Here is a 25499-nt window from a genome sequence, read left to right as displayed (position 1 = left end):
GGCGCCGTCGCTGCGGCGGCGCGCTGACTGAACCTGAACGGCCTGCGCCGTACAGGTTTTTTTCTGTTCAGGTTCCGGCATTATCGCCGGAACGGCCAGACGCCGTGTCTGGTGTAATTTGAATAAAGAGAGAAATGACGTGGCGAAGAACATCCAGGCCATCCGCGGCATGAACGACTATTTGCCGACCGACACCGTTGTCTGGCAGCGTATCGAAGGTATTCTGAAGCAGGTACTGTCCAGCTATGGCTACAGCGAAATCCGCCTGCCGGTCGTCGAGCATACGCCGCTGTTTAAGCGCGCTATCGGCGAAGTGACCGACGTGGTGGAAAAGGAGATGTATACCTTTGACGATCGCAACGGCGAAAGCCTGACGCTGCGCCCGGAAGGCACCGCGGGCTGCGTGCGCGCCGGTATCGAGCATGGTCTGCTCTATAACCAGGAGCAGCGCCTGTGGTACATGGGCCCGATGTTTCGCTACGAGCGTCCGCAGAAAGGGCGCTACCGTCAGTTCCATCAGATCGGCGCGGAAGTGTTCGGTCTGCAAGGGCCGGATATCGACGCCGAATTGATTATGATGACCGCGCGCTGGTGGAAAGCGCTCGGCATCGCCGATCATGTGAAGCTGGAGCTTAACTCCATCGGCTCGCTTGAAGCGCGCGCCAGCTACCGCGACGCGCTGGTAGCATTCCTCGAACAGCATAAAGAGACGCTGGACGAAGACTGCAAACGCCGCATGTACAGCAATCCGCTGCGCGTGCTGGACAGTAAAAACCCGGACGTGCAGGCGCTGCTGAACGACGCGCCGACGCTGGGCGATTATCTGGATGAAGAATCGCGCGCCCATTTCGACGGGCTGTGCGCGCTGCTGGATAGCGTCGGCATCGCCTACACCATCAACCAGCGCCTGGTGCGCGGTCTCGATTACTACAACCGCACCGTATTCGAATGGGTGACCACCAGCCTGGGCGCGCAGGGCACGGTATGCGCCGGCGGCCGCTATGACGGACTGGTCGAGCAGCTGGGCGGACGCGCGACGCCGGGCGTCGGTTTCGCCATGGGCATGGAGCGTCTGGTGCTGCTGGTTCAGGCGGTTAACCCCGATTTTGAACCGTCACGCATTGTTGATGTCTATGTTATCGCTTCGGGTCAGGGCGTACAGTCCGCCGCGATGCAGCTGGCGGAGCGGGTACGCGATGCGGCGCCGTCGCTAAAGCTGATGACCAATTTCGGCGGCGGCAACTTTAAGAAGCAGTTCGCGCGCGCCGACAAATGGGGCGCTCGCGTTGCGCTGGTGCTGGGCGAAGATGAAATGAACGCCGGGCAGGTAGTGGTGAAAGACCTGCGCAGCGGCGAACAACAAACGCTGGCGCAGGATGAAGTGGCTGCGGCGTTAGTGACCCTGCTGTCGTAAGATCGTCGGGCAGGAACAGTTAAGGAGAAGGATTGCGTGGAAGTTTACAGCAACGAAAACGAACAGGTGGATGCGCTCCGTCGTTTTTTTGCCAATAACGGCAAAGCATTAGCGGTCGGCGTGGTGCTGGGTATCGGCGCGCTGGTCGGCTGGCGTTACTGGAGCACTCATCAGGACAGCTCCTCGCGTGAAGTGTCGGCGCACTATCAGCAGTTGACCACCGCGCTGGACGCCAGCAAGCCGCAGACGCTGGAAGCCGTGGCGAAATTCGCTAACGAAAACAGCAATACCTATGGCGCGCTGGCCTCGCTCGACCTGGCGAAGCAGTATGTCGATAAAAACGAGCTGGCGAAAGCGGCCGGACAGCTGCAAAGCGGCATTAAAAATACGCGCGACGCCAACCTGCAGGCGGTAATGAATCTGCGCCTGGCGCGGATTCAGCTGCAACAGAAGCAGGCGGACGACGCGCTGAAAACGTTGGATAGCGTGAAGGGTGAAGGCTGGACGGCCATCGTTGCGGATATTCGTGGTGAAGCGCTGCTGAGCAAGGGCGATAAGCAGGGCGCCCGTGATGCCTGGAGCAAGGGGATCGCTTCCGAGGCGTCACCGGCGCTGAAAGAAATGATGCAGATGAAAATGAATAATTTAGGTTAAGCCATTCAAGAGAGAGCGCATGGAATTACGTAAATACCTGCTGCCAGGGCTGATTTCAGTCACTTTGCTCAGCGGTTGCTCGCTGTTCAGCGGCGAAGAAGATGTCGTCAAAATGGCCCCGTTGCCGAAAGTGGAAAACCAGTTTGAACCGCAGGAAGTGTGGAGCACCTCCGTCGGCGACGGCATTGGCGACTTCTACTCCAATCTGCATCCCGCCTGGCAGAATGACACCGTCTATGCGGCCGATCGTTTCGGCATCGTGAAGGCGCTGGACGCCAGCGACGGTAAAGAAAAATGGAAAGTTAACCTTTCCACCGATAACGGCTTTTTCTCGAAAAATACGCCAGCCCTGCTTTCCGGCGGCGTAACCGCGGCGGGCGAGCATATCTATATCGGCAGCGAGCGCGCGCAGGTTTATGCGCTGAACAGCGCCGACGGCTCTGTCGCCTGGCAGACCAAAGTGGCTGGCGAAGCGCTTTCCCGTCCGGTGGTCAGCGACGGCCTGGTGTTGATTCATACCAGCAACGGCATGTTGCAGGGGCTGGATCAGAACAGCGGCGCGGTGAAATGGACCGTTAATCTGGATATGCCAGCGCTTTCGCTGCGCGGCGAATCTGCGCCCGCCACCGCTTTCGGCGGCGCGATCGTTGGCGGCGACAATGGCCGCGTCAGCGCAGTGATTTTGAACCAGGGCCAGATTATCTGGCAGCAGCGCATCTCTCAGCCGAGCGGCGCGACCGAAATCGATCGTCTCAGCGACGTCGACACCACGCCGGTTATCGTTAACGGCGTAGTGTACGCGCTGGCCTATAACGGTAACCTGACGGCGCTGGATCTGCGTTCCGGCCAGATGTTGTGGAAACGCGAAATCGGTTCGGTGAAAGATTTCATTGTCGACGCGGGCCGCATCTATCTGATCGATCAGGATGACCGCGTGATGGCGCTGAACGCCGACGGCGGCGTCGCCATCTGGCGTCAGAGCGATCTGCTGCACCGCAACCTGACTTCACCGGTCCTTTATAACGGCTATATCGTTGTGGGCGACAGCGAAGGCTATCTGCACTGGCTGAACACCGACGACGGTCGTTTCGTCGCGCAGCAGAAAGTGGATGGCTCCGGCTTCCAGACCGAACCGGTGGTTGCCAGCGATAAGCTGCTGATCCAGGCGAAGAACGGCGAGGTTTACTCTATCGCGCGTTAATCGCCGACGGATAGCGCAGTGTTGATCAACGGCTCCTGGCTTACAGGGGCCGTTTCGTTTTTCTGACGGCGTGTTATCCTTAGCGCCTTCAGCCTGAACAGGGCGGCAGAGACCGTTTATAATTGCCTGTTCAGGCTTCTGATTTTTCGTTTCGTAATGAGGCATTATTTATGGTACCTGTGGTCGCGCTGGTTGGGCGTCCTAACGTGGGCAAATCCACCCTGTTTAACCGTTTAACGCGCACCCGCGATGCGCTGGTGGCAGATTTCCCAGGTCTGACGCGCGATCGTAAATACGGGCGCGCCGAGGTGGAAGGACGGGAATTTATCGTCATCGACACCGGCGGTATTGACGGCACCGAAGATGGCGTGGAAACCCGTATGGCTGAACAGTCGCTGCTGGCGATTGAAGAGGCGGACGTCGTGCTGTTTATGGTGGATGCGCGCGCCGGGCTGATGCCTGCGGATCAGGCTATCGCCAAACATTTGCGCGCGCGTGAGAAAGCGACGTTTCTGGTGGCGAACAAAACCGACGGGCTGGACGCTGACAGCGCCGTCGTCGATTTTTACGCGCTGGGCCTGGGCGAGATTCACTCCATCGCCGCATCGCATGGCCGCGGCGTCACTTCGCTGCTGGAAACGGCGCTGTTGCCGTGGATGGACGTGGTTGCGCCTGCGGAGCCGCTGAGCGAAGAGGAAGAGAACCAGGCCTACTGGGCCGAGCTGGAAGCGAAAGAGCGCGGCGAAGATCCTGACGCGGAAGAGGAAGAGGATGATTTCGACCCCACCGGCCTGCCGGTGAAAATCGCTATCGTCGGTCGACCTAACGTCGGTAAGTCAACGCTTACCAACCGTATTCTCGGCGAAGATCGCGTAGTGGTGTACGACATGCCGGGCACCACCCGTGACAGCATCTATATTCCGATGGAGCGCGACGAGCGCGAATATATCCTGATCGATACCGCTGGCGTGCGTAAACGCGGCAAGGTCACCGATACGGTAGAAAAGTTCTCGGTAATCAAAACGCTGCAAGCGATCGAAGACGCCAACGTGGTGCTGCTGGTTATCGATGCCCGTCAGGGTATCTCCGACCAGGATCTCTCTCTGCTGGGCTTTATCCTGAATAGTGGGCGCTCACTGGTGATTGTGGTCAACAAGTGGGATGGCCTGTCGCAGGAAGTGAAGGATGAAGTCAAAGAGACCCTCGATTACCGTCTGGGCTTTATCGACTTTGCGCGCGTTCACTTTATTTCCGCGCTGCACGGCAGCGGCGTCGGCAATCTGTTTGAATCGATCAACGAAGCGTACGACTGTTCAACGCGCCGCGTCGGCACCTCAATGCTGACGCGTATCATGAACATGGCTGCGGAAGATCATCAGCCGCCTCTGGTGCGTGGTCGTCGCGTGAAGCTGAAATATGCGCACGCGGGCGGCTATAATCCGCCGATCGTGGTGATTCATGGCAACCAGGTGAAGGATCTGCCCGATTCTTACAAGCGTTACCTGATGAACTACTTCCGTCGTTCGCTGAACGTGATGGGAACGCCGATCCGCATTCAGTTTAAAGAAGGGGACAACCCCTTTGCCGGCAAACGCAACCTGCTGACGCCAAACCAGCAGCGTAAGCGTAAGCGCCTGCTTTCGCATCTGAAAAAGAACAAGCGCTAATCGAAGGGGCTGCGGAAACGCGGCCCTTTTTTATGGGCGGCGCCGAAAGATGACCTGGCGCAGGATTCACCGTTCGCATCGGTTTATGATATTCGCATTGCAGCGGTCGACCGCCGCCGCGTTTATTCAGGAGGCTATCATGGCGAAATGTGAAAAATGTCAGCACCCACTAACGCTCGGCGACAGCGACTTTTTTTGTGAGCGGTGCGGCGCTCATTATGCGCGACAGGCGCAGTGTCCCGACTGCCATCAGCCATTACAGGTGCTAAAGGCCTGCGGCGCAGTTGATTACTTTTGCCAGCACGGTCACGGGCTAATATCGAAAAAGCGGGTCGAGTTCGTGCCGCTAAACTATCAGGCATAGCCTTTCACTGCTCTCTTTCTGACGTTAGCTTCAAACGCGCTTCCTTTAGCCCATCGGCGGAAGCGCGCCGATCGTTTTCTTTCACCTCCTGTCCCTGCCGGTTTGCCTCGTTAATTTTTTGCAGCAAAAGTGCGGATTTTCGCAATGTTGTTAATTTTTTGTTTAACTCATAACGTACCGATTGGTACAATCCCGGCCGTTGGTCTACCCTCTTTTTTTAGCGGCGCAGCGCGCTGGCGTTAAAAGGCAGGATGCCAATGGCGGGTGGCAAACCCGTTTCAGGTTAACTGTTTGTTATGGCTGGATAATAAAACAGGGGTGCTGGCCTGCGTTTCAGGCTGACGACTTATGACTTATTGCTAAGCCTTGGTTCCACCAGGAGAGTTTTATCATGGTTCAAACTACCACCCGGTCATCAAAAGGACTGAGTATATGGTGCATATTGCTGGGTCTGGTGCTGCTTGCTACCGGTCTGTTCTTTACGATCGGCGGCGGTAAACTCGCCATGCTCGGCGGTAGCAAGTACTTCCTGATTGCCGGAATTGTTACCATTCTGTCCGCGATTCAGTTTTTCCGCCGCAAAGCGTCGGCGGTGCTGCTGTTCGCGCTGGTCTTTATCGGCTCGCTGATCTGGGCTCCGATTGACGGCGGCTTTGAGTTCTGGCCGCTGGTGTCGCGCCTGATGGTGCCGACCGGCTTCATGATCCTCGCGCTGCTGACGCTGCCTGCGCTGCGCAAACGTGAAGACAAACCCTCGGCTGCTAAAGCGGCCTGGGGCGCCAGCGCCGTGCTTGCGGTGGCGATGGTGGCGACGCTGGTGCAGATGTTTCAGCCGCATCCTCCTGTCGCCTTTGACGGTCAGCCGCTGCCGCTGGTGCCGGTGGACAAGGCGAATGCGCAAAAAGACTGGGATAACTACGGTAATACGCCCGGCGGCAGCCGCTTTGTCGCGCTTGATCAGATTACTCGCGACAACGTTAAAGATCTGAAGGTCGCCTGGACCTTCCATACCGGCGACGTGCCGGACAGCCCGACCGGCAACGGCGCGGAAGATCAGCAGACGCCGCTGCAAATCGGCGATCGCATCTATATGTGCACCCCGCATAACAACGTGATTGCGGTTGACGCCGACAGCGGCAAACAGATCTGGAAGCGCGAAATCAACGCGCAGGCGGAAGTCTGGAACCGCTGCCGCGGCCTGGCTTATTTCGATATCAATAAGCCGCTGCCGCAGCCGACGGTGCCCGGCTCCACGCCGATTACCCCGGTCTCGTTGCCCGCGGGCGACAGCTGTCAGCGCCGCCTGCTGATGAACACCATCGACGCGCGCCTGATCGCCATCAACGCCGATAACGGCGAGCTCTGCCAGCAGTTTGGCGACAAGGGCACGGTCGATCTGAAAGCGGGCCTCGGCGACGCGCAGGATCCGAAATACCAGCTGACCTCCGCGCCGACGCTGGCGGGAACCACCGTGGTGGTAGGCGGCCGCATCGCGGATAACGTGCAGACCGATATGCCTGGCGGCGTACTGCGCGGTTTTGACGTGATCACCGGTCAGATGCGCTGGGCGTTTGACCCAGGCAATGAGAATCCCAATGCACCGCTGCAGCCGGGCCAGTCTTACGCGCGCAGCACGCCGAACTCCTGGGCGCCTATGTCCTGGGACCCGGCGATGAACACCGTGTTTATCCCGATGGGCAGCTCCTCCGTTGACCTGTGGGGCGCCAACCGCACGCCGCTGGATCACAAGTACGGCGCTTCTATCCTGGCGCTCGACGCCGCCACCGGTAAAGAGAAGTGGGTCTACCAGACGGTACATAACGATCTGTGGGATTTCGATATCCCGATGCAGCCGAGCCTGCTCGACTTCCCGCTGAAAGAGGGCGGCAGCAAACCGGCGGTGGTATTTGGCACCAAGGCCGGGCAGATTTTCGTACTGGATCGACTCACTGGCAAGCCGCTGACGGAAGTCAAAGAGCTGCCGATGAAGCAGGGCACTATCCCGAACGAGCAGTACACCAAAACGCAGCCGCACTCCACGGGCATGCCGCAAATCGGCGCGCAGACGCTGAAAGAGTCCGATATGTGGGGCGCGACGCCGTTCGATCAGCTGGTTTGCCGCATTAGCTTTAAATCGATGCGCTATGATGGATTGTTCACCGTGCCGGGCACTGACAAATCCCTCAGCTTCCCTGGCTCGCTGGGCGGCATGAACTGGGGCAGCCTCTCTACCGACCCGAATAATCATTACATTTTCGTTAATGATATGCGTCTGGGCCTGTGGGTGCAGATGATCCCTGCCAATACCGACGCTATCGCGCGCGGCAGCAACGGCGGCGAAGCGATCAATACCGGCATGGGCGCGGTTCCGTTGAAAGGCACGCCGTACGCGGTCAACAAAAACCGCTTTATGTCGCCGCTGGGCATTCCTTGTCAGGAGCCGCCGTTCGGCACGCTGTCGGCGGTCGATCTGAAAACCCAGAAAATCGTCTGGCAGGTGCCGGTCGGTACGGTGCAGGATACCGGTCCGTTCGGCATTAAGATGCGGATGAAAATGCCGATCGGCATGCCGACGCTGGGCGGTACGCTGGCGACGCAGGGCGGTCTGGTGTTTATCGCCGGAACGCAGGATTACTATCTCCGCGCCTTTGACAGCTCTACCGGCAAGGAAGTGTGGAAAGCGCGTCTGCCGGTCGGCAGTCAGGGCGGCCCGATGAGCTACGTTTCGCCGAAAACCGGCAAACAGTACATCCTGATCTCCGCAGGCGGCGCGCGTCAGTCGCCGGATCGCGGCGATTATGTGATTGCTTACGCGCTGGATGATCAGGCGGATAAGAAATAACAGAAACCTGAAAAATTAAAGGCCCCGCAAGGGGCCTTTTTTCTTACGCTATTCGCCTTCTTTCCACAGCGCTTTAAGTTCAGGCGGCGCCAGACTGTCGGGAATGACGATCACAATATCGCCAGCGTGCTGCTGCGTTTGATAGCTGATCTGGATGCGGTAGTAGTACTGGTCGCCGCGCCCGGACTGTACCGGCTTATCCGCCGGCTCCCCGAGCGGCAGGGAGTGGCGCAGGATTTCGCATACCCGCTCTTTCTGTGGGTTCGGCAACTGGCCCAGCTCGATGCGCCGCTGACCGGCTAACGTTGGGATATAAGCAAAACCGCCTTCGCGCGCCAGATCGATTACGGCGTCGTCGGTCAGTTCCGGTAACTCTTTCATGATAAAACGCCCGTTTCTTTCCATGCTTCTTCAATCGCCTGTGCCGTCGCTTTGTTAAAGCGCGTTTCGGCGTGACGGATAGTAAACTGAGCAAAGGTTTTGAAATCGGCGTCCTGCGGCAGTTCTTTATCGCACACGGTATCGTACCAGGCGCGTCCCGCCAGTTCCCAGGCATAGCCGCCCAGCGCTTTCGCCGCCAGATAAAATGCCCGATTGGGAATGCCGGAATTCAGGTGAACCCCGCCATTATCCTCACGCGTCTGAATATAGTCGCGCATATGCGCCGGTTGCGGATCTTTGCCCAGCATAGGATCATTATAGGCGGTGCCCGGCTCCGACATCGAACGCAGCCCGCGTCCGTTAATCCCCTCCGCCAGTAGCCCTTCGCCAATCAGCCAGTCGGCCTGATCCGCGGTCTGCTTGAGATGGAACTGCTTCACCAGCGAGCCGAAAACGTCAGAGAGGGATTCATTCAGCGCGCCCGCCTGTTCAAAGTAGATCAGGCCCGCTTCGGTTTCGGTCACGCCGTGCGCCAGCTCGTGCGCCACCACGTCGATAGCGATGGTGAAACGGTTGAAGATTTCGCCGTCTCCGTCGCCAAATACCATCTGCTGACCGTTCCAGAAGGCGTTCTGGTACTCCTTGCCATAGTGAACGGTGCCGCGCAGCGTCAACCCCTGGTTATCCAGCGAATTGCGCTGATACGCCTGCCAGAAGAAATCATAGGTAACGCCGAGATAGTCCCAGGCTTCTTTGGCGGCGATATCGTTGTTTTCCGGCTGACCCTCTTTACGCACCAGCGTGCCGGGCAGGCTTTCGGTGTTTTGCGCATCGTAAATTTCACGATCGACATGGCCGCCGGTGGCGTTTTTCGGCGCGGTCGGCTTCTGCCAGTTATGCGCCATCAAATGCTGAACATGGTTTAACGTGCGGCGAGCGTAATCCTGCTGATGGCCCGACCCATTATCAATAATTTTACGCAGAATATAGGGAGGAATAATGGAGCTGACGGGTTTGCGCTGCATTGTGGCTCTCCTTAGGCTGAAATAACCCTTATTGATGAAAGCGGATGCTGCTAAGTGTAGTTCAGATATTCCCAGGGTCCGACCGCGCGCCCCGATCGTTTACTTATTAAAAATGCTAATATTATGCGCGATCGTCATAGAGTTGCGGATGATGGGTGCTGAGCGCCGGTTTCATCTTATGGGCGCTAAAACGCCGCACCGATTCCCGTACCGCCAGTTTCCCCTGCAACAGTAGGTTACAGGGTGGGGCGGCAGGACGCAGCAGCCTGCGCTGCAACAGCTGAACCGCCTCGAATCCCAGTTCGTCGCGCGGCACCTGTACCGAGGTCAAGGGCACGTCGTGAATCTCCGCCAGATTTGAACTGTCGGTGCTCATTACCGATATATCGCCCGGCACCGACAGGCCGAACTTATTGATCGCCGCGACCGCGCCCATCGCCATAAAGTCGCCGCCAGCGAGAATAGCGCTCGGCCAGCGGCTGCGATCGGGCAGGGCGCTCAGCCAGCTGGTCACCGCAAGCTCCGCCTCCTCCGCGCCGAAACCAGAGGTGGTGACCAGATGCTGTCCGGCGTCAAAGGTCAAATTCTGCCGCATCCACGCCTGGCGAATGCCCGCGAGACGCAGTTCCATGGTGTTACGCCGCAGGCACTGCAAGTTAAGAATGTTGCGGTGCCCCTGCTGAAACAGCCAGCTGGCGGAAAACTCGCCGATCAGCTGATGATCGGGGGAAACGCTGTCGAGGCGCATCTCGCGGTCGCTGCAGTTAACTAATACGCAGGGCTTATTCAGATCCGCCGCCAGCGAATGGATATGCGGATCGTCGATGCCGATAATCAACGCCGCCTGGGTATGCGGATGGTTCATCTTTTCGACGAACAGCGCGCTGTCGCTGCGATCCTCCTCCAGCCCACAGGAGCTGATGCGCACCTCCCAAGGTCTGAGCGCATCGATCACGCTCTGAATCACCTTGTAGTAAAAAATGTCGGTGCGCACCGAGAAGGCGCGCGGCGGCGCGAAAATCACCAGGTTGTTCAGCATCAGTCTGCCCTGCGACAGATCCTGCAAAATACCGTGCTGGCGCGCGCAGGCCATCACCTTTTGCCGGGCGGCTTCGCTGGTGTTGGCTTTGCCCGCCAGCACGCGCGAAACAGTACTGATCGACAGCCCGGTTTGATGGGCGATCAGGGTGATTTTTAACTTTCCATTCATTTTGTGATCCCCTTCAAATCAGCTGATGAAAATTTTTTCATCAGCGTTGGTTAGCCCGCTGTTGCGCACTCAGGCCCTGTTGCTCACGACGATTTGCTTGCGAATGAAAATTTTTGCAAAAAACGCGGTTTCGCCCGGCAACGCTGCTGGCTAGTCTGCAACGGTAGCTCGGTTGGACAGACGCGACACTTCACTATGCTGATGGCTCGCCAGGGAAATCAACCGATAATCATAGGGTTAAGCGGGCAAAAGGACTATTTTGTGAAACACGTCGCATTGCACCGCTGTTGTAGCCTTCGATACCACGACTGAAGCGCCTGCGCGCACCGCACGGCAGGCGGCGATGGAGAAAACAGATGAGTATTGAAACCGAACAGGCCACCGCAACCCGTTCTGCCCGTAAATTCAAGTCGCTGCGCTGGTGGATGCTGGCGCTCTTTCTGCTCGGCATCACCATTAACTACATTACCCGCAACTCGCTGGGGATTCTGGCGCCGGAGCTCAAGGTCAGCCTGAATATGTCCACCGAGCAGTACTCCTGGGTAGTGGCGGCATTCCAGCTCGCCTATACGCTGTTTCAGCCGCTCTGCGGCTGGCTGATCGATGTGATTGGCCTGAAAACCGGCTTTATGATCTGCGCCACGCTTTGGGCGCTGGTCTGTATGCTGCACGCCGGTGCGGGAAGCTGGGTTCAGCTGGCGCTGCTGCGCTTTTTCATGGGCGGCGCTGAAGCGGCCGCCACGCCCGCCAACGCCCGTGCCATCGCCGACTGGTTTCCGAAGAAAGAGCGGCCCGTCGCCGCAGGCTGGGCCGGGGTAGGCTTCTCCGTCGGCGCGATGCTGGCGCCGCCGATTATCGTCGTCGCCCACCTGACGCTGGGCTGGCAGGGCGCCTTTCTCTTTTCCGGCGCGCTGGGGCTGGTTTGGGTGGTGCTCTGGTGGCGCTTCTACCATGCGCCGCAGCAGCATCCGAACCTCAGCCAGCAGGAACTGGATCTGATCCGGGAAGATAACGAGCCGGATCTGCCGAAGCTGCCGTTTTTCACCTCGCTGGCGCGTCTCTGCCGCGACAAGAAATTTTACGGCATCGCCATTCCCGCCTTTCTTGCCGAACCGGCCTGGGCGGTCTTCAGCTTCTGGGTGCCGCTCTATCTCGCTACCGAGCGCGGCATGGATCTCAAGCAGATCGCGCTGTTCGCCTGGCTGCCTTTCCTGGCGGCCGATATTGGCAGCGTCGCCAGCGGCTATCTCACCAACCTGTATCGCAAATGGTTCGGCTTCCAGCGCATTAATTCGGTGATCGCCAGCTCCGTTACCGGCGCGTTTCTGATGCTGTCGCTGACGCTGGTCGCCGTAACCAAAGATCCGTTTCTGGCGATTGCGCTGATCTCTATCGGCGGCTTCGGCCATCAGGTGATCTCCTGCATGCTGAGCGCGCTGGTGGTGGAGTCGTTCGATAAAAATCAGATGGCGACCGTCAACGGCATGCGCGGCTCCTGCGCCTGGATCGCCAGCTTCCTCTTTTCCCTGCTGATCGGCGCCGTTTCCGACACCATCGGCTTCGGCCCGCTGTTTGTGGCGATGGGCTTTTTCGACCTTATCGGCGCGCTGTTCCTGATTGCTCTGCTGGCCGAACGCCGCGCTAAAAAACGTTAACTGCTGGAGTGGATATGAAGACGTTAAAAAACTGGACGCTGGCGGGGAAGTACGCCGACAGGATCGAACTGCAGGTTGACGGGCGGCATCTGTTTTGCCTCTACGTGCTGGAGGAGTCGATGTTCCGCATCCTGATCAAACGCAACGGCGAGCTGGCGCTGGATCGCACCTGGAGCATCGCGCCGCAGGAAGATGTGCCCTGGGAGGGACGCGATCGCCTGAGCGTGGAGGGCTTCAGCCTGCCGGGCTATCATCTGGAAACCTACGCCGATCGGCTGATCATCAGCAGCCAGCATCTGCGCGTCACGGTGCATCAGCCGCTCTGGCTGGCGTGGGAATATCTGGATGCGGATAACCAGTGGCGTCCGCTGGCCGAAGATCGTCGCACCAGCGCCTATCTGCTGAATGCGCACGGCGACGGCGTGGCGCACTACCAGCGCCGTTTCGCCGACGATCGCTACTACGGGCTGGGGGAAAAAGCGGGCGACCTGGAGCGCAGTGGACGACGCTTTGAGATGCGCAATCTGGATGCGATGGGCTATAACGCCGCCAGCACCGATCCGCTCTACAAGCATATTCCGTTTACCATTACCCGCCGCGAGCAGGTTAGCTTCGGCCTGTTTTACGATAATCTCAGCAGCTGCTGGCTCGACCTCGGCAACGAACTGGACAACTATCATCAGCCTTACCGCCGCTATCAGGCGGAGGCGGGCGATCTCGACTACTACCTGTTTTTCGGTCCGCGCGTGCTGGACGTCACTAAAGCCTTTGTGCGGCTTACCGGAAAAACCTGTTTCGGGCCGAAGTGGAGCCTGGGCTACAGCGGCTCCACCATGCACTACACCGACGCGCCCGACGCGCAGCACCAGCTACAGCAGTTTATTCAGCTCTGCCGGCAGCACGCTATTCCCTGCGACTCTTTCCAGCTTTCTTCCGGCTACACCTCCATCGGCAATAAGCGCTACGTATTTAACTGGAACTATGAAAAAGTGCCGCAGCCGCGCCAGCTAAGCGCGGCGTTTCATGAGGCGGGACTGCGGCTGGCGGCCAATATCAAACCCTGCCTGCTACAGGATCATCCGCGTTATGAAGAAGCGGCGCGGCAGGGGCTGTTTATTCGCGATTCCGAATCGGATGCGCCGGAGCGCTCCTGCTTTTGGGACGATGAGGGATCGCACCTCGATTTTACCAATCCCGATGCGATACGCTGGTGGCAGCAGGGCGTCACCACGCAGCTGCTGGAGATGGGCATCGATGCCACCTGGAACGACAACAACGAATATGAGATCTGGGACGGCGAGGCGCGCTGTCACGGCTTCGGTCGCCCCGTGGCGATTAAGCACATTCGTCCGGTGATGCCGTTGTTGATGATGCGCGCCTCGCTGGAGGCGCAGCAGCGTTTCGCGCCGCAGCAACGGCCTTACCTGATTTCGCGCTCCGGCTGCGCCGGTATGCAGCGCTACGTACAGACCTGGAGCGGCGACAACCGCACCAGCTGGCAGACGCTGCGCTACAACACGCGCATGGGGCTGGGGATGAGCCTGTCGGGGCTGTATAACGTCGGTCACGACGTCGGCGGCTTCTCCGGCGACAGGCCGGACGCGGAGCTGTTTGCCCGCTGGGTGCAGAACGGCGTGATGCATCCGCGTTTTACCATACACTCATGGAATGACGACGGCACGGTAAACGAGCCGTGGATGTATCCCGCCGTAACGGACATCGTGCGCGAGGCGATCCGCCTGCGCTACCGTCTGCTGCCTTACTTTTACACGCTGCTGTGGCAGGCCAGCGTTGACGATGAGCCGATGCTGCGGCCCACCTTTCTTGATCATGAACATGACGCACACGCCTGGCAGGAAACGGATGATTTTCTTATCGGACGCGATCTGCTGGTGGCGAGCGTGGTGGAGCCGGGCCAGCGTCAGCGCCGGGTATGGCTGCCCGATAACGGCACAGGCTGGTACTGCTTCTGGAGCGGACAATGGTACGGCGGCGGACAGTGGATCACGCTGGATGCGCCGCTGGAGCGGCTGCCGCTGCTGGCGCGCGCCGGCGCCGGGCTGCCGATGTCGCAGCGGCTGGCGCATGTGGACGCGGCTGCGGACAATCAGCGCGAGCTGCGGCTGTTTCCGCTGTCAGCAGGAGAGAGCGAAGGAATGCTTTTCGAGGATGACGGCGAAAGCTACGGCTGGCGTGAGGGCGATGCGCTCTGGCTGCGCTGGCGAATGACCTGCGACGCGACGCGCATTACGCTGAACATAGCGCGGGAAGGGCGCTATCAGCCCGCGTGGCGGCAGTTAGAGATAGTGCTGCCATCCGGCGAACGGCGTGAATTGTGGATTAACGGCGAAGCTGCCTCAGCGTATCGACTGTAGCGTCGCAGGCTAAAAAGGCGCGCTTCAGGCGCGCCTTTTTTATGGCGTAACGGGAGGCATGCAGCTCATTGCCGACTATTGCTTTAAGATGCGGCACGGCGTTTTTTGGGCGCTTTTAGCGCGACTTTTTAGCATTATGGAAGACATTCAGCTCTGATTGCCGCCTTATGGCGAAGGCTATGTCCGCTTTTTGCGCGTTTTTTTCAGCGGCGTGATAGTTTTTACTTCGCTTTCCACCCAGCCATCCTGCAGGCGGGTTTGCAGCTTGTCGCCAGGCTGAAGCTGCCCGGCGGTTTTCAGCACCTCGCCGGTGGGCGTCTGCGTCACGCTGAAGCCGCGTGCCAACGTCGCCAGCGGGCTGACGCCTTCCAGATGTCCCGCCAGCGCGCCGAAGCGCTGTTTTTCTTCACTCAGCCGCTGCCGCATCGCCTGCGTCAGACGATATTGCCACTGCTGAAGCTGCTGCTGCGCACGGTTGATATTACGCTGCGGCTGCTGGGCCGCCAGGCGCTGCGTCAGACGATCCTGCTGGCGCGCGGCCTCGCGCAGACGCAGCTGTAACGCCTCGTCCAGCCGCCGTTGCAGACGGAACAGCGCCGTCTGCTGGCGTGCCAGCCGCAGCTGCGGATGCTGCTGCTGCAAACGGTGTTGCAGGCGGGTAAAGGTGCGCTGCTGCTGGGCCAGGTAGTAGTCCATCGCCATCTCCAGCCGCGTCTGCTGCGACTGCAGCTGGCGCAGCAGTTCCACCTGATTGCGACTGACGATCTCCGCCGCGGCGGAAGGCGTCGGCGCGCGCAGGTCGGCGACAAAATCGGCGATGGTTACGTCGGTTTCATGGCCGACGGCGCTGACGATCGGAATGCGGCTGGCGAAAATCGCCCGCGCCACCCGCTCGTCGTTAAAGCTCCATAAATCTTCCAGCGAGCCGCCGCCGCGTCCGACGATCAGCACGTCGCACTCGTTGCGCAGGTTAGCCAGCTCAATGGCGCGCGCGATGGATGCAGGGGCATCGTTGCCCTGGACCGCCGTCGGATAGATGATCACCGGCAGCGACGGATCGCGGCGATGCAGCACGCGCAGCACATCATGCAGCGCCGCGCCGGTAGCGGAAGTGATCACGCCCACCTGACGCGCTGGTTCAGGCAGCGGCTGTTTATGCTGCTGCTCAAACAGTCCTTCCGCTGCCAGCCGCTGCTTCAGCTGTTCAAACTGCTGTTGCAGCAGGCCTTCGCCCGCCGGATGCATGCTTTCGACAATCAGCTGATAGTCGCCACGCGGCTCGTAAAGCGTCACCGTGGCGCGCACCAGCACCTGCTGTCCATGCTGCGGACGGAAAGTTACGCGCCGGTTGCTGTTACGGAACATGGCGCTGCGCACCTGGGCGGTGTCATCTTTCAGCGTGAAGTACCAGTGGCCGGAAGCGGGCTGGGTAAAGTTAGAGATCTCGGCGCTGAGCCAGATCTGACCCATCTCGCCTTCCAGCAGCTGACGCACCGTGGTATTAAGGCGGCTGACGGTAAATATATTGGCGGAAGGCGGTAGCGACATGTGATGAGGATCAAATAATAAATCAGCGAGTTAATTCACCGATACTACATGCCTGAAGCAGGGGATCAAGACATTTTCTGAAAAAAAGCTGGAGGCAACCGATTACGCCCTGTATAATGCCGCGGCAATATTTTATCTGTTCTCATTCACCCCAGGTTGAGATATTGCCATGCTACGAATCGCTAAAGAAGCACTCACTTTTGACGACGTTTTGCTCGTTCCTGCTCACTCCACTGTACTGCCTAACACGGCCGACCTCAGCACCCAACTGACCAAAACCATTCGTCTGAACATTCCAATGCTCTCTGCCGCCATGGATACCGTGACCGAAGCCGGTCTGGCTATCGCGCTGGCGCAGGAAGGCGGGCTGGGCTTTATCCACAAAAATATGTCCATCGAGCGCCAGGCGGAAGAAGTGCGCAAGGTGAAAAAGCATGAAAGCGGCGTCGTGACCGATCCGCAGACCGTGCTGCCGACCACTACGCTGCGTGAAGTAAAAGAGCTGACCGAGCGCAACGGTTTCGCCGGCTATCCGGTCGTGACGGAGGATAACCAGCTGGTCGGGATTATCACCGGCCGCGACGTACGTTTCGTGACCGATCTCAACCTGCCGGTCACCGCCGTGATGACGCCAAAAGAGCGCCTGGTGACGGTTAAAGAGGGTGAAGCGCGCGAAGTGGTGCTGCAAAGAATGCATGAGAAGCGCGTCGAAAAAGCGCTGGTGGTGGATGACAGCTTCCGTCTGCTCGGCATGATCACCGTAAAAGATTTCCAGAAGGCGGAGCGTAAGCCGCTGGCCTGTAAAGATGAGCATGGCCGTCTGCGCGTTGGCGCGGCGGTCGGCGCAGGCGCGGGCAATGAAGCACGCGTCGATGCGCTGGTGGCGGCGGGCGTTGACGTGCTGCTGATCGACTCCTCTCACGGTCATTCCGAAGGCGTGCTGCAACGCATCCGCGAAACGCGCGCCAAATACCCTGACCTGCAGATCATCGGCGGCAACGTCGCGACCGGCGCGGGCGCGCTGGCGCTGGCCCAGGCGGGCGTAAGCGCGGTGAAAGTCGGCATCGGCCCTGGCTCTATCTGCACCACCCGTATCGTTACCGGCGTCGGCGTGCCGCAGATTACTGCGGTTTCCGATGCGGTTGAAGCGCTGGAAGGCACCGGCGTGCCGGTGATTGCCGACGGCGGCATCCGCTTCTCCGGCGATATCGCTAAAGCGATCGCCGCAGGCGCCGCCTGCGTAATGGTCGGCTCAATGCTGGCCGGCACCGAAGAATCTCCAGGCGAAATCGAGCTTTACCAGGGCCGCGCGTTTAAATCCTATCGCGGCATGGGTTCGCTGGGCGCGATGTCTAAAGGCTCCTCCGATCGCTACTTCCAGAGCGACAACGCGGCGGACAAGCTGGTGCCGGAAGGCATCGAAGGCCGCGTCGCCTATAAAGGCCGCCTGAAAGAGATCGTGCATCAGCAGATGGGCGGCCTGCGCTCCTGCATGGGGCTGACCGGCTGCGCCACTATCGAAGAGCTGCGCACTAAAGCGGAATTTGTACGCATCAGCGGCGCCGGTATTTCGGAAAGCCACGTCCATGACGTGACCATCACTAAAGAGTCGCCAAACTATCGCATGGGATCCTAATCCCGTAATTTTCTCGCCCGGCACCCGCCGGGCGCTTTTATTTATCAGTCTATCGCCCTGGAATTGCCTTAATGACGACGGAAAATATTCATAAGCACCGTATTTTAATCCTCGATTTTGGTTCGCAGTACACTCAGCTGGTGGCGCGCCGCGTGCGCGAGCTGGGCGTATATTGCGAACTCTGGGCCTGGGATGTGACCGAAGCGCAGATCCGCGAATTTAAACCAAGCGGCATCATTCTTTCCGGCGGCCCGGAAAGCACCACCGAACTCGACAGCCCGCGCGCGCCGGAATATGTTTTTAACGCTGGCGTGCCGGTGCTGGGCGTCTGCTACGGCATGCAGACCATGGCAATGCAGCTGGGCGGTAAAGTAGAAGGCTCCAGCGAACGCGAGTTCGGCTATGCGCAGGTGGAGGTCAGAACCGACAGCGCGCTGGTGCGCGGCATTGAAGATTCCATCAGCGCTGCTGGCCTGCCGCTGCTGGATGTCTGGATGAGCCACGGCGACAAGGTAACGGCAATCCCGTCCGACTTTGTCACCGTCGCCAGCACCGAAACCTGTCCGTTCGCCATTATGGCTAACGAAGAGAAGCGTTTCTACGGCGTGCAGTTCCACCCGGAAGTGACCCACACCCGCCAGGGGCTGCGTATGCTGGAGCGCTTCGTGCTGGATATCTGTGAGTGTGAGGCGCTCTGGACCCCGGCGAAGATCATTGAAGATATCGTTGAGCGTCTGCGCGAGCAGGTTGGCAACGATAAAGTGATCCTCGGTCTTTCCGGCGGCGTCGACTCCTCCGTGACCGCCATGCTGCTGCATCGCGCCATCGGCGACCGTCTGACCTGCGTCTTCGTCGATAACGGTCTGCTGCGTCTGAACGAAGCGGAGCAGGTGATGGATATGTTCGGCGACCATTTCGGCCTGAATATCATCCACGTGCCGGCGGAAGCGCGCTTCCTTGACGCGCTGGCGGGCATCGATGAACCGGAAGCCAAGCGTAAAACCATTGGCCGCGTCTTTGTTGAGGTCTTCGACGAGCAGGCGACCAGCCTGAAAGACGTGAAGTGGCTGGCGCAGGGCACCATCTACCCTGACGTGATTGAGTCCGCCGCTTCCGCCACCGGCAAGGCGCACGTAATTAAATCGCACCACAACGTCGGCGGCCTGCCGAAAGAGATGAAGCTGGGCCTGGTCGAGCCGTTGAAAGAGCTGTTTAAGGATGAAGTGCGCAAGATCGGCCTGGAGCTGGGCCTGCCGTACGATATGCTCTATCGCCATCCGTTCCCGGGTCCGGGTCTGGGCGTGCGCGTGCTGGGCGAAGTGAAGAAAGAGTACTGCGATCTGCTGCGCCGCGCCGACGCCATCTTTATCGAAGAACTGCGTAAAGCCGATCTCTACAACAAAGTGAGCCAGGCGTTTACCGTCTTCCTGCCGGTGCGTTCTGTCGGCGTGATGGGCGATGGTCGTAAATATGACTGGGTGGTTTCGCTGCGTGCGGTGGAAACTATCGACTTTATGACCGCGCACTGGGCGCATCTGCCGTATGAGTTCCTGGGCCGCGTCTCTAACCGCATTATTAATGAGATCAACGGCATTTCCCGCGTGGTTTACGATATCTCCGGCAAGCCGCCAGCGACGATCGAGTGGGAATGATTTAACGTCCGGTTTGTCCGGCGCGTATAACGAAGTGACCGAAGCCCGCTTAATCGCGGGCTTTTTTGTCTCGCGGCGCCCGATAGAGAGGTTTATCGCGATGCTTCATAAATCCTCAATTTCGTGCATCGTTAATGAAATCTGTTTTTACATGGAGAGATGCAGGAATTCAGAAAGCGGGCTTCAACTGCTCAGTAAACACGTTGCTCCTGAAGGTATATCCCATTGACATATCCCTGACTTGCTTTATCTTTATTCAGTACAAAATATAACCAGAGGTGAAGGCGATGGAAAAGACGACCGTGTTTAAAAACAATCGCAGCCAGGCGGTGCGTTTGCCTAAAGCCGTCGCGCTGCCGGACAATGTCAGCCAGGTTGAAATTATTGCCGTGGGCCGGACGCGGATAATTACACCCGCAGGCGAGGGTTGGGATAGCTGGTTTGATGGAGAGGACGTAACATCAGATTTTATGACGGCACGGGATCAGCCTGATGAACAAGAAAGGGAAAGCTTCTGATGCTCAAATATATGTTGGATACCAACATCTGTATTTATACCATTAAAAACAAGCCTCCGACTGTGCGCACCGCTTTTAATCAACGTTATGGACAGCTGTGCGTCAGTTCCGTAACGCTAATGGAACTGATCTACGGAGCGGAGAAATCTGCCAGCCCGGAAAAAAATCTGCGGGTAGTAGAAGGCTTTATCGCCAGGCTGGAAGTATTAAATTATGGTAACGAGGCTGCAATCCATACGGGGCAAATTCGTGCGGAGCTGGCGAAAGCGGGGACGCCGGTCGGTCCGTATGACAGTATGATCGCGGCGCATGCCCGATCGCTGGGGCTGATTCTGGTCACCAATAATACACACGAATTTGTCAGAATCTCCGGGCTGCGCCTGGAGGACTGGAGCGTTAATTAAAGCGCCCTGCTTCTTATTGGCAAACGACTGTCAGGCTGGCGAAAACCTGTTCTCTGGCAGCTGAATCTGTTCCCGTTATCGCTTCTTTGTCCTTAAATCGCCACCTCGCCTCAGTGCAGCAAAAACAGCGTCGCCAGACCCAGGAAGATAAAAAAGCCGCCGGTGTCGGTCAGCGCGGTAATCATCACGCTGCTGCCGATCGCCGGGTCGCGATTCATTTTGGTCATAATCAGCGGGATCAGCACGCCCATCAGCGCCGCCAACAGCAGGTTTAACACCATCGCCAGCATCATTACGCCGCCCAGCGCCAGGTTGTCATACATCAGCCAGGTGATGCCGCCCATAATGCCGCCCCAGAACAGGCCGTTTATCAGCGCCACGCCCAGCTCGCGCAAGAAGAGAAAGCTGAAATTGCCCGGCTCTACCTGATGCAGCGCCAGCGCGCGCACGATCATGGTGATGGTCTGGTTGCCGGTATTGCCGCCGATGCCCGCGACGATCGGCATCAGCGTCGCCAGCGCCACCAGTTGGGAAATCGTCTCCTCGAACAGGCCGATCACGCGCGAGGCGACAAAGGCGGTACACAGATTGATCGCCAGCCAGGTCCAGCGGGTGCGCACCGCCTTTTTTACCGGCGCGAACACCTCCTCCTCCTGGCTCAGGCCGCCCATTTTACGGATGTTGCTTTCGTTCTCTTCGTTAACCAGGTCGATCACGTCTTCAATGGTGACGCGGCCGATCAGCTTGCCTTTATCATCAATCACCGCGGCGGAAATCAGGTTATAACGTTCAAAGGCGCCGGCGGCGTCTTCCGCCTTGTCATCGAGACGAAAAGTGGTCGGCCGATCGTTCATCACCGAAAATACCGGCGTCTCCGGCTGGTTGAGCAGAATATCGGTCAGCGGCAGCTCGCCCAGCAACACGTTGTCTTTATCGGTGATAAACAGCTTATCGGTGCCTTCCGGGATCGCGCGTCTGCGCCGTAAAAATCGCTGTACCGTTGCCATATCGATGTCGGCGCGTACGGTAATAAAGTTGAAATCCATGATGCGCCCGACGCGATCGCGGTCGAAATGCACCACGTTCAGCACGCGTGCGCGCAGTGCCGGATCGAGCGTGGTCAGCAGCCTGCCGGTAAGATCGCGCGGCAGGTAGCGCGCCAGATACGCCTGGTCATCAATATCCAGCGGCGCGATCGCCTGCAGGATATCTTTGTCGCTCATTACTTCGGTCAGGCTTTCCCAGACCGTTTCCGACGCTTCCACCAGCACCTGGCCGCGGCGTGAATTATCCACCAGCCGCCATAGCGCCTGGCGCTCATCTTCCGGCAGCGCTTCAAGAATATCGGCGATATCGGCGGCGTGCAGCAGGGCGAGATCGTCGCGCAGGCCGCTAATTTGCGCGGCGGTGTCGGCGGAAAGGGTGGCGGGATCGGACGGCGGCTCAAGCAAGGCTTCAACCAGTTCGGGGCCATCAAGTAAAAGCGTAAGGATACGGCTGCGAATATCGGCGAGCTGTTGAGCTTGGGATACAGACATAAAAATTCCCTTGTGTCTGGATGCGGGGCGAAAGGCGGCCCGGCGTTTTCTACAGGCATGAGGAGAGGGTAAGTTGTCTCATTAAAGGCAACTTAACGCTCGCATCATGGGCTTACTCTTTGGCGGGCTGGGTGATGGCCGGAACCTCAGCATGCTCTTTTTTATCCTGATGATGCTGAAATGCGCCGGGCAACACATAGAGCAAACGGCCCAGTAAAAGAATGAAGCTAATCAGCAACACGATGCGGGTCATTCGACCGGTTTTATGACGTCTTCGAAACGACGTAACGCTGTTCACGCAGGGTTTCCTGTATCTGGCCCGAAGGCGGTAAAACAATTTAGGCACAGCGTAACCTTCAGGTCAATGTCGCGCCGTCGCCACTCTCCTCAGAAGATAATGGAAATAACCTGTCTGCTGGCTAAACGAGCAGCGGCCAAAACGGTTTTAACGGTGTGTTTTGATATACATCAACCCTGAAAGTGCCGTTGAAATTAGTATGAGGGCCGTTTTTATACTGCGTGCGGCTCTTTTTGCGAGCTTCATCATGAGAGGAGAGGCCGTCATTGTTTTCGGGGTTTAATTTAACCGCGCTGCGTCGCTTTCGCCGCAGCTGGTGGGGCATGCCTTTATGGCTGGCGCTGCTGCTGATGCCGCTGTCCGGGAGCCTGTCCGTACGGCTGAGCTTGCCCGACGGCCCCGTCTATCTGCTGTTCTTGCCGATAACGCTGACGGTGGCATTGCTGATGGTGTTTGACTGGGCGGCGCTGCCCGGCATCACGCTGGCGCTGCTGTGGCGCTATCTGACGCTTTTCTCGCTGGGCCATGCGCTGTTGACCTGCACTATCTTTATCTGCGGCATCGCTATCTGCTGGCTGGGCTATCGCATCTGGGCGGGACGGAGATGGTGCGCCGGGCCCGGCGCGGTGCAGCTGGGCGTGACGCGGCTGTTCTGGCTGGGATTTTTCCTGCCGACGCTGCTGGTTTTTTTACTTCAGATAACGGTGACGCTGAATGCGGTGCCTGCTTCCGCCTCGATTTTCAACCGCAATCCGTTAACGCTGCGCACCCTGATCAACTATCAGGCCATTCTGCTCTCCAGCATAGCGCTTATGCCCCTTTACTATATGACGATCCGCTGCTTTCGCCATCCGCACTACCTGTCGCGTCAGCTCGGACTGCTGCGCCAGCAGATCGCCGAAAGCGTCAGCCCGGCGGAGATAAAAATCTGGCTGGCCTGGCTGTCGCTGCTGGTGGCGCTGCTGACAGTGCTGCACAGCGAGCTGCAAAACCAGGTGATAGGCGATTTCGCCCTGCTGCTGTTGCTGCCGACCATGCTCTGGTCCGCCGCCCGCTTCGGCTATCTGTTTACCGCGCTGACGTGGTCGCTGGTGCTGCTTCTGCTCTATCAATTTCGCATCCAGCCGGAAATCTCACTGCATCTGGCGATCACCATCACTAATTTACTGGTCTGGTCGTTAATCCTCTACTTTATCGGCGTTAACGGCGTGCGGCAGCGGCAGCTGATTCAGAAATCGCGCCAGGCTGCGCTGATCGATCCGATTATCGACCTGCCTAATCTGCGCGCGCTGAAAATAATGCTGGCGCAGCAGGCTTCCTCTACGCTCTGTTTTTTACGCATTCCCGATCTCGACCGCCTCAGCCGCACCTGGGGGCTGGACCTGCGTATTGAATATAAGCGACGGCTGGCTGCGCATCTACAGCCGCTGCTGGAGTCCAACGAGGCCATCTATCATCTGCCGGGCTTCGATCTGGCGCTGCGTCTGAATAAGGCGACCTACGAGCAGCGCATCTATCAAATCGGCGTGCGCATTGATGGCTACAGCCTGCGCTGGCAGGGGCTGCCGCTGCAACCCGATATCGGCATCAGTTATTGCCATGTGGTGCCGCCGGTGAACCATCTGCCGGCCCTGCTGGGCGAGCTGAGCGGTATGGCGGAGGTGTCGCTGCATAGCCATCAGCCGGAAAACCTGCATCAGGGCAACGGCGGCGCGCAGCGCCAGGTGAAAGAGAAGCTGGCGTTGTTAAATGAGGTGCAGCAGGCGCTGGATAACGAACGCTTTATTATGATGGCGCAGCGCATCGAAGGGCTGCGCGGCGATGATTATCATGAGTTGCTGCTACGGCTGATTGACGGACGGGGAGAGCAGGTCGAACCGGATCGCTTTTTGCCGGTGGTACAGGAGTTCGGCCTGACGTGGGAAATCGACCGCTGGGTATTGGATCACGCGCTGGGCTTTATCGATCGCTGCCGCGAGCGTTTGCCTGCGGCGCGCTTTGCGGTGAATATCCACGCGGTGAATCTGTGTCGGCCCTTTTTCATCAGCGAGCTGGAGCGGCTGCTGAAGTACCATCAGGTCGAGCCCTGGCAGCTGATTCTGGAGATCAGCGAGGCGCTGGTCACGGTGGATTCCTCTGCGGGCTTTCGCACCATTAACCGACTGCGCCAGATGGGCTGCCGCATCGCCATCGGAAATTTCGGCGCGAGCTACGCCAGCTATCTGCAGCTGAAAAACTTGCAGGCGGACATGCTGAAGATCGACGGCAGCTTCATTCACAATATGCTGCACAACCCGCTGGACTATCAGATTATCGAATCTATCTGCCGCGTCGCCCGCCTGAAGCGCATGCAGATCGTAGCGGAGTCGGTGGAGTCGGAGGCGGTAGCCACAGCCCTGCGCGGGCTGGGCATTGATTATTTGCAGGGTTACGCCATCAGTGAACTTCAGCCGCTCACGATGCTGGGAGAGAGCTGATTACTCCGCTGGCGGCGCCTTTTTCGCCAGCAGCGTGGCGAAACGCAGGCTGATGCGGTTGCCGTTTTCATCCGTTTTATGCAGCTGGCCGGGGTTTTCGTTATATTTCACGATCTGCCATTTGCGGTAGTAGTGGCTCAGCTCGCCCGATTTAAAGGTGAAGGGGAAGGGCACGGTACAGGGAAAATCGTCCGTGTCCATTGCCGCGACGATCAGGTTATAGCCGTTTTTCGCCGTGCTGGCCTGCATATCGGCGATCAGCTGCGGGATGGTCTCCGGCTGCAGGAACATCATCACCACCGTCGAAAAGACGAAGTCATATTCGCCGTTAAAGCGCACGCTGTTCAGATCGGTCAGCTGCGTGTGGATGCCGCTGATCGACTCTGCGGCGATAATGTGGTTCAGGCGATCGAGGCTCTGCGGATTTTTATCCCAGGCGTCGACTTCAAACCCTTTCATATTCAGGTAAAGGCTGTTGCGCCCGTTGCCGCAGCCGACATCCAGCGCTTTACCCGGCGTCAGCAACGGCAGCGCCGCCACCACTTCCGAATGCGGGGCGGTCAGCTGATATTTTTCGGTAAAATAGTTATCGGGACGTGTCGTCATTATCTTTTTTCAGGTTGATGCGGGCGGAGAAAGC

Annotated in this window: 20 protein-coding genes; 13 read left to right on the top strand and 7 right to left on the bottom strand. The window is 58.5% G+C overall.

Going from position 1 to position 25499, the window contains the following annotated elements; genetic code table 11:
* Positions 1 to 139 precede the first annotated feature (139 nt).
* From hisS to MYY08_RS17725, 6 genes are all read left to right on the top strand, one after another.
* A complete protein-coding gene (gene hisS, locus MYY08_RS17750) occupies positions 140 to 1414 on the top strand; it encodes a histidine--tRNA ligase (protein WP_038624713.1) in 1275 nt (424 codons plus the stop codon).
* A gap of 36 nt (positions 1415 to 1450) precedes the next feature.
* A complete protein-coding gene (locus MYY08_RS17745; protein WP_038624715.1) occupies positions 1451 to 2068 on the top strand; it encodes a YfgM family protein in 618 nt (205 codons plus the stop codon).
* A 19-nt stretch (positions 2069 to 2087) separates the two neighbouring features.
* Positions 2088 to 3269, top strand: a complete 1182-nt coding sequence (bamB, locus tag MYY08_RS17740; RefSeq protein WP_288015168.1) for an outer membrane protein assembly factor BamB — start codon at positions 2088 to 2090, stop codon at positions 3267 to 3269.
* A gap of 170 nt (positions 3270 to 3439) precedes the next feature.
* Complete coding sequence (der, locus tag MYY08_RS17735; RefSeq protein WP_038624719.1) at positions 3440 to 4936, top strand: ribosome biogenesis GTPase Der; 1497 nt, start codon at positions 3440 to 3442, stop codon at positions 4934 to 4936.
* Positions 4937 to 5075: 139 nt separating this feature from the next.
* A complete protein-coding gene (locus MYY08_RS17730) occupies positions 5076 to 5300 on the top strand; it encodes a zinc ribbon domain-containing protein (protein WP_038629915.1) in 225 nt (74 codons plus the stop codon).
* A gap of 391 nt (positions 5301 to 5691) precedes the next feature.
* A complete protein-coding gene (locus MYY08_RS17725; protein ID WP_190296107.1) occupies positions 5692 to 8142 on the top strand; it encodes a glucose/quinate/shikimate family membrane-bound PQQ-dependent dehydrogenase in 2451 nt (816 codons plus the stop codon).
* A gap of 48 nt (positions 8143 to 8190) precedes the next feature.
* Here the strand turns inward: MYY08_RS17725 and MYY08_RS17720 are convergent, their stop codons facing one another.
* The 3 genes from MYY08_RS17720 to MYY08_RS17710 all read right to left on the bottom strand — a co-directional run bounded on the left by MYY08_RS17720 (position 8191) and on the right by MYY08_RS17710 (position 10758).
* Positions 8191 to 8523 (bottom strand): protealysin inhibitor emfourin, encoded by a 333-nt coding sequence (locus MYY08_RS17720; RefSeq protein WP_038624723.1) that lies wholly within the window; start codon positions 8521 to 8523, stop codon positions 8191 to 8193.
* The gene (locus MYY08_RS17715; RefSeq protein WP_084971208.1) at positions 8520 to 9548 is read right to left on the bottom strand and encodes a M4 family metallopeptidase; all 1029 of its coding nucleotides are present in this window, start codon (positions 9546 to 9548) and stop codon (positions 8520 to 8522) included. The genes MYY08_RS17720 and MYY08_RS17715 overlap by 4 nt, the downstream gene beginning before the upstream one ends.
* Before the next feature lie 121 nt (positions 9549 to 9669).
* Complete coding sequence (locus MYY08_RS17710; RefSeq protein ID WP_038624727.1) at positions 9670 to 10758, bottom strand: LacI family DNA-binding transcriptional regulator; 1089 nt, start codon at positions 10756 to 10758, stop codon at positions 9670 to 9672.
* A 356-nt stretch (positions 10759 to 11114) separates the two neighbouring features.
* On the opposite strand from MYY08_RS17710, the gene MYY08_RS17705 reads away from it, so the two are divergent.
* Together MYY08_RS17705 and MYY08_RS17700 are read left to right on the top strand one after the other, a co-directional pair.
* Positions 11115 to 12413: an MFS transporter gene (locus MYY08_RS17705; RefSeq protein WP_038624729.1), complete on the top strand. Its 1299-nt coding sequence runs from the start codon at positions 11115 to 11117 to the stop codon at positions 12411 to 12413.
* A 14-nt stretch (positions 12414 to 12427) separates the two neighbouring features.
* Complete coding sequence (locus MYY08_RS17700) at positions 12428 to 14788, top strand: glycoside hydrolase family 31 protein (RefSeq protein WP_190296105.1); 2361 nt, start codon at positions 12428 to 12430, stop codon at positions 14786 to 14788.
* 177 nt (positions 14789 to 14965) lie between these two features.
* Here the strand turns inward: MYY08_RS17700 and xseA are convergent, their stop codons facing one another.
* Complete coding sequence (gene xseA, locus MYY08_RS17695; protein ID WP_038624733.1) at positions 14966 to 16336, bottom strand: exodeoxyribonuclease VII large subunit; 1371 nt, start codon at positions 16334 to 16336, stop codon at positions 14966 to 14968.
* 169 nt (positions 16337 to 16505) lie between these two features.
* Between xseA and guaB the strand changes: the two genes are divergently transcribed.
* The 4 genes from guaB to vapC all read left to right on the top strand — a co-directional run bounded on the left by guaB (position 16506) and on the right by vapC (position 20546).
* Positions 16506 to 17972, top strand: coding sequence for an IMP dehydrogenase (guaB, locus tag MYY08_RS17690; RefSeq protein ID WP_190296104.1), 1467 nt, complete (start codon positions 16506 to 16508; stop codon positions 17970 to 17972).
* 71 nt (positions 17973 to 18043) lie between these two features.
* Positions 18044 to 19624 carry a glutamine-hydrolyzing GMP synthase gene (gene guaA / locus MYY08_RS17685; protein ID WP_038624737.1) on the top strand — a complete coding sequence of 527 codons (1581 nt, stop codon included), beginning with the start codon at positions 18044 to 18046 and terminating at the stop codon, positions 19622 to 19624.
* Positions 19625 to 19911: 287 nt separating this feature from the next.
* On the top strand, positions 19912 to 20142 hold the full coding sequence (gene vapB / locus MYY08_RS17680; protein WP_038624739.1) for a type II toxin-antitoxin system VapB family antitoxin: 231 nt from the start codon (positions 19912 to 19914) through the stop codon (positions 20140 to 20142).
* The gene (gene vapC, locus MYY08_RS17675) at positions 20142 to 20546 is read left to right on the top strand and encodes a type II toxin-antitoxin system tRNA(fMet)-specific endonuclease VapC (protein WP_038624741.1); all 405 of its coding nucleotides are present in this window, start codon (positions 20142 to 20144) and stop codon (positions 20544 to 20546) included. Before vapB ends, vapC begins: the two co-directional genes overlap by 1 nt.
* Before the next feature lie 110 nt (positions 20547 to 20656).
* On the opposite strand, the gene mgtE is transcribed toward vapC, so the two are convergent.
* Positions 20657 to 22084: a magnesium transporter gene (mgtE, locus tag MYY08_RS17670; protein ID WP_038624743.1), complete on the bottom strand. Its 1428-nt coding sequence runs from the start codon at positions 22082 to 22084 to the stop codon at positions 20657 to 20659.
* Positions 22085 to 22196: 112 nt separating this feature from the next.
* A complete protein-coding gene (locus tag MYY08_RS17665) occupies positions 22197 to 22382 on the bottom strand; it encodes a YfgG family protein (RefSeq protein ID WP_038624745.1) in 186 nt (61 codons plus the stop codon).
* 266 nt (positions 22383 to 22648) lie between these two features.
* Here MYY08_RS17665 and MYY08_RS17660 point away from each other — a divergent pair, with 266 nt between their 5' ends.
* Complete coding sequence (locus MYY08_RS17660; protein ID WP_288015156.1) at positions 22649 to 24859, top strand: sensor domain-containing phosphodiesterase; 2211 nt, start codon at positions 22649 to 22651, stop codon at positions 24857 to 24859.
* Here MYY08_RS17660 and tehB read toward each other — a convergent pair whose 3' ends face one another.
* On the bottom strand, positions 24860 to 25465 hold the full coding sequence (gene tehB / locus MYY08_RS17655; protein ID WP_038624747.1) for a tellurite resistance methyltransferase TehB: 606 nt from the start codon (positions 25463 to 25465) through the stop codon (positions 24860 to 24862).
* Positions 25466 to 25499: the final 34 nt, after the last annotated feature.

Source organism: Mixta sp. (genome assembly GCF_024610815.1).
GTDB classification, from domain to species: Bacteria; Pseudomonadota; Gammaproteobacteria; order Enterobacterales; family Enterobacteriaceae; genus Mixta; species Mixta calida.
The sequence above is the reverse complement of the archived record's forward strand: the minus strand, read 5'-3'. Positions and strand labels throughout refer to the sequence as shown.

Coding starts and splice junctions, on each gene's coding strand:
- vapC (WP_038624741.1), top strand. CDS start 20,142: ATGCTCAAATATATGTTGGATACCAACATCTGTATTTATACCATTAAA.
- MYY08_RS17700 (WP_190296105.1), top strand. CDS start 12,428: ATGAAGACGTTAAAAAACTGGACGCTGGCGGGGAAGTACGCCGACAGG.
- mgtE (WP_038624743.1), bottom strand. CDS start 22,084: ATGTCTGTATCCCAAGCTCAACAGCTCGCCGATATTCGCAGCCGTATC.
- xseA (WP_038624733.1), bottom strand. CDS start 16,336: ATGTCGCTACCGCCTTCCGCCAATATATTTACCGTCAGCCGCCTTAAT.
- MYY08_RS17705 (WP_038624729.1), top strand. CDS start 11,115: ATGAGTATTGAAACCGAACAGGCCACCGCAACCCGTTCTGCCCGTAAA.
- MYY08_RS17710 (WP_038624727.1), bottom strand. CDS start 10,758: ATGAATGGAAAGTTAAAAATCACCCTGATCGCCCATCAAACCGGGCTG.
- MYY08_RS17730 (WP_038629915.1), top strand. CDS start 5,076: ATGGCGAAATGTGAAAAATGTCAGCACCCACTAACGCTCGGCGACAGC.
- MYY08_RS17725 (WP_190296107.1), top strand. CDS start 5,692: ATGGTTCAAACTACCACCCGGTCATCAAAAGGACTGAGTATATGGTGC.
- bamB (WP_288015168.1), top strand. CDS start 2,088: ATGGAATTACGTAAATACCTGCTGCCAGGGCTGATTTCAGTCACTTTG.
- der (WP_038624719.1), top strand. CDS start 3,440: ATGGTACCTGTGGTCGCGCTGGTTGGGCGTCCTAACGTGGGCAAATCC.
- tehB (WP_038624747.1), bottom strand. CDS start 25,465: ATGACGACACGTCCCGATAACTATTTTACCGAAAAATATCAGCTGACC.
- MYY08_RS17715 (WP_084971208.1), bottom strand. CDS start 9,548: ATGCAGCGCAAACCCGTCAGCTCCATTATTCCTCCCTATATTCTGCGT.
- MYY08_RS17720 (WP_038624723.1), bottom strand. CDS start 8,523: ATGAAAGAGTTACCGGAACTGACCGACGACGCCGTAATCGATCTGGCG.
- vapB (WP_038624739.1), top strand. CDS start 19,912: ATGGAAAAGACGACCGTGTTTAAAAACAATCGCAGCCAGGCGGTGCGT.
- guaB (WP_190296104.1), top strand. CDS start 16,506: ATGCTACGAATCGCTAAAGAAGCACTCACTTTTGACGACGTTTTGCTC.
- guaA (WP_038624737.1), top strand. CDS start 18,044: ATGACGACGGAAAATATTCATAAGCACCGTATTTTAATCCTCGATTTT.